Annotated in this window: 5 protein-coding genes; 4 read left to right on the top strand and 1 reads right to left on the bottom strand. The window is 63.3% G+C overall.

The window, feature by feature from the left end; translation table 11 throughout:
* Nucleotides 1-303: 303 nt before the first annotated feature.
* Entirely contained in the window at nucleotides 304-468 is a 165-nt protein-coding gene (locus tag AC2VON_RS24455; RefSeq protein ID WP_486955152.1) for a hypothetical protein, read from the bottom strand.
* Between the two features lie 207 nt (nucleotides 469-675).
* Here AC2VON_RS24455 and AC2VON_RS24450 point away from each other — a divergent pair, with 207 nt between their 5' ends.
* From AC2VON_RS24450 to AC2VON_RS24435, 4 genes are read left to right on the top strand one after another with little or no spacing between them, the layout of a single operon-like run.
* Entirely contained in the window at nucleotides 676-1,467 is a 792-nt protein-coding gene (locus AC2VON_RS24450) for an SDR family NAD(P)-dependent oxidoreductase (RefSeq protein WP_486955153.1), read from the top strand.
* A gap of 6 nt (nucleotides 1,468-1,473) precedes the next feature.
* Nucleotides 1,474-2,328 carry a TIGR03619 family F420-dependent LLM class oxidoreductase gene (locus AC2VON_RS24445; RefSeq protein ID WP_486955151.1) on the top strand — a complete coding sequence of 285 codons (855 nt, stop codon included), beginning with the start codon at nucleotides 1,474-1,476 and terminating at the stop codon, nucleotides 2,326-2,328.
* An 8-nt stretch (nucleotides 2,329-2,336) separates the two neighbouring features.
* Entirely contained in the window at nucleotides 2,337-2,834 is a 498-nt protein-coding gene (locus AC2VON_RS24440) for a nuclear transport factor 2 family protein (RefSeq protein WP_486955150.1), read from the top strand.
* 9 nt (nucleotides 2,835-2,843) lie between these two features.
* The gene (locus AC2VON_RS24435) at nucleotides 2,844-3,587 is read left to right on the top strand and encodes an SDR family NAD(P)-dependent oxidoreductase (RefSeq protein WP_486955149.1); all 744 of its coding nucleotides are present in this window, start codon (nucleotides 2,844-2,846) and stop codon (nucleotides 3,585-3,587) included.
* The last annotated feature ends 232 nt before the right edge of the window (nucleotides 3,588-3,819 follow it).

Raw genomic sequence — 3,819 nt, 5'->3', positions numbered from 1 at the left:
CCGGTCGAATACGAGGCGGCCCACTACGCTGAACGTGCAACCGCAGAGACGGAGGCACACCAGTAACCAAGTGTGCACGAAACTCGGGGCGGTTCAGATCGACGGACCCCGCACTTGACACCGATCACCCACATAAGCGTGTGCTTTTCCCGTGATCTCCAAGGCTAGCTTGGTGCGGCTCAGCTCGGCTTCGAGCGCCTTGGTGCGTCGGCGCAGCTTGTCTAACTCGACCTGCTCAGCGGTGCGTTTCGGCTTCCCCTTGGGCGTCAGCCCGGCTCGGGCACCGGCAGCGCGGGCGTTGCGTCATTCGGCGATGTGCGAGCTGTACAGGCCTTCGCGCCGCAGAAGTGCACCACGCTCGGACGAGCCCGCCGGCAGCGCGTCGTACTCGTCGAGGAGGCGGGCCTTGTACTCGGCGGTGAACGTGCGCCGTCGTGCCCGGACGCCTGGATCCCGCGTGCTGTCCACTTGTTCAGTATCAGCGCACCCCGGCAGCGATGCGCTCGTCATAGTCACGGAAAATGGTGATCCTGTCTCGCCCTGTAGTGATGATCGGCTACTGCTGGTGTCTCACGTGACCCTGTCACACAGGGGCCCGCACCGGCAACGGAACCGTCGATCTCATCCAGTGAGATATCGCCGCCGGCGGACGCACCGGTGGGTGACGATATCCGGGTGACGGATCTATTGGCGTACGGACCGTGGGCGGTGATCGCCGGGGGATCGGAGGGTGTGGGCGCCGAGTTCGCTCGCCAGCTCGCGGCGGCGGGACTAAAACTTGTCCTCATTGCCCGCAAGCCAGAACCCTTGGATTCGACTGCCGCAGAATGTCGTGCACTGGGCGTGGAAGTACGCACGCTGTCGGTCGACCTGATCGACCCGGTAGCGGTCGATCACATCGTAGAGACGACCGCGGACATCACGGTCGGTCTGCTGATCTACAACGCTGGCGCCAACACGTGCAGTGAACCGTTCCTCGATGGCGGTCTGGCGGATTTCGAAAAGGTCATCGACTTGAACATCAACACTCCGATGCGGCTCGCGCAGCATTACGGCCGCGGAATGCGGGACCGCCGCGGCGGCGGGATTCTGCTGGTGGGGTCGATGGCCGGATATCTGGGTTCGGTGCGCCACACGGTTTACGGCGGGGTGAAGGCCTTCGGCCGGATCTTCGCCGAAGGCCTGTGGCTTGAGCTACGCGACTACAACGTGCACGTGTTGGAACTCGTGTTGGGCGTAACCCGGACACCCGCGATGGAGCGGGTGGGGTTGAATTTCGGTGTGCCGGGGCTGCGGGTCGCCGAGGCGGCCGATGTCGCTCGTGAGGGACTGGAACAGCTACCCAACGGTCCGGTATTCGTAGCCGGTGGGAACGCTGAGGACGTCGTCCGGCGCAATCATCCTGACCGAGCCAAGGTAGTGCTCGGTACCCACCGTTTCATGCAGAAGCTGATCGGCGAGGACTAGCCCATCGTGCGCATTGGCTTGTCGACTCCGGTGGTGGTTCAGATGCCCGGCGTGGCATCGGCGTGGGAGCGCGGTGCGGACATCGACGACCTCGTGCGCATCGCCACGGTCGCCGATGAACTCGGGTTCGACTACCTGACCTGCTCAGAACACATCGCGGTTCCCGTCGACCAGCGCGAAGGCCGAGGATTCACCTATTGGGATCCGTTGGCGACGCTTGCATTTCTGGCTGCACGCACATCCCGGATCAGGCTGGCAACGTCGGTCTTGGTGCTCGGGTATCACCATCCGCTCGAAATCGCCAAGCGCTACGGCACATTGGACCGCATTAGCGGTGGCCGCGTGGTTCTGGGTGTCGGAGTGGGTTCGATCGAAGAAGAGTTTGCAGTGCTCGATGCACACTGGGCGGACCGCGGCGATCGCGCCGACGATGCCATCCGCGCCTTGCGTTCGTCGCTGTCCGTCTCACGGCCTAGTTACGACGGTGCCTACTTCCGCTACGCCGACGTCATCGTGGAGCCCTGCGCGCTTCAGCCTCGGGTACCGATCTGGGTTGGCGGTCGAACCCGCCGCTCGCTGCGACGAGCCGTCGGGTTATGCGACGGCTGGATGCCGTTCGGACTCGGCAGCCGAGATCTCGCTGAAATGCTGGCTGCCGTCGACCTTCCGGATTGCTTCGATGTGGTGTTGGGCCCCAGAGCGCTCGAGCCGATCGGCGACCCCGCCGAAACCCGGCGTCGTCTGCAATCGTTACGCGACGTCGGAGCAACTGTCGTCAACTGCACGGTGACCGCGGAATCCGCCACCCATTTCTGCGACCAACTGGGCGCGCTGCGCACCCTGGCCGACGACATCGAATAGGGATCGCCATGACTGACGACCGGCTCGCCGAATTGGAGCAGCGGCTTGCGCGCATCGAGGACGAACGGGCTGTCGAGCGGCTGATTGCGTCCTACGGCCCGCTGGTTGATGCTGGGGAAGCCGAAGCCACGGCTCAACTTTGGGCGGCTGATGGCCGCTACGACGTCGAGGGGTGGACGATGAGCAATCGTGACGATGTGGCGGCCATGGTCCGTTCCAACGCGCACCAAGGACTGATCGGTCGGGGCAGCGCCCATTTCCTCGGCCCTGCTGTAGTGACTGTCGACGGCGACGACGCCGTCGCGGTGTGTGAGTCACTGCTGGCGGTGCGGCATAACGAGAAATACGTTGTCGCGCGCGCAGGAGTACACCATTTTGAGCTGCGGCGCATCGCGCAGCGGTGGCAGATCACCCACCGCATTGCCCGGACACTCGACGGCAGCCCGGAGCCACGAGGACTGTTGTCGGCTGGTATCGCTGGAGTCAAAGGCTGGCATCAAAGGTAGGGATCGGTAATGAGACTGGCTGGCAAGGTTGCGATCGTCACGGGTGGAGCGGGCGGGATCGGGCGCGGCATAGTGCGGGCGTTTGTCAAGGAAGGCGCTCGCGTCCTGATCGTGGACATCAACGACACAGCAGGTAGGGCCATGGAGTCCGAACTCGGCGCGGCCACACGCTACCTCGAGGCGGACATCTCGCAGCAGGCAAGTGCCACACAGATCTGCGCCGCTGCAGTCGAAGCGTTCGGCTCCGTGAGCGTGCTGGTCAACAACGCCCACGCATCACGTCAGGCGGCGCTGCTCGACACCACTCAGCAGATGCTCGACCTGTCGCTGGGTACTGGCTTCTACCCGACGTTGTGGCTGATGCAAGCGTGTCATGCTCAGCTTAAATCCACTGGGGGATCGGTAATTAACTTTGCCTCCGGAGCGGGCATCGAGGGCCAAGTCAACCAAGCTTCCTATGCCGCCGCCAAGGAGGCGATCCGGGCCATCAGCCGGGTCGCTGCCAACGAATGGGCGCGTGACAACATCAACGTCAATCTCATCTCCCCGCTGGCTCTAACTGAGGGGGTCGAAGCATACCTGGCAGCGAACCCCGGCGTGGAGCAGCGTCTGCTGGCCGGCACTCCGATGCACCGCTTCGGTGATCCGGAGTCCGACATCGGCCGCGCCGCGGTCTTTCTCGCCAGCAATGACGCAACCTATATCACCGGGCAGACCCTGATGGTCGACGGCGGAACCATCAAACTGCGCTGAACAGCCGAAAATGACACCCTCGTCAAGGATCTAGTGGTGTGTCCCATAAATAATTGATGGGTGGTTGGTATGATGTCTTGCATGCGACCACCTGTTCCAGCTCTATTGGTGTCTGGCGGGTCAACGTGAGGTTCTTGAACCGCCCCGAGTTTCGTGCACACTTGGTTACTGGTGTGCCTCCGTCTCTGCGGTTGCACGTTCAGCGTAGTGGGCCGCCTCGTATTCGACCGGG

The organism is Mycobacterium sp. TH-M82 (genome assembly GCF_057473605.1).
Note: the sequence above shows the minus strand (reverse complement) of the source record. Positions and strands in the feature narration are given on the sequence as shown.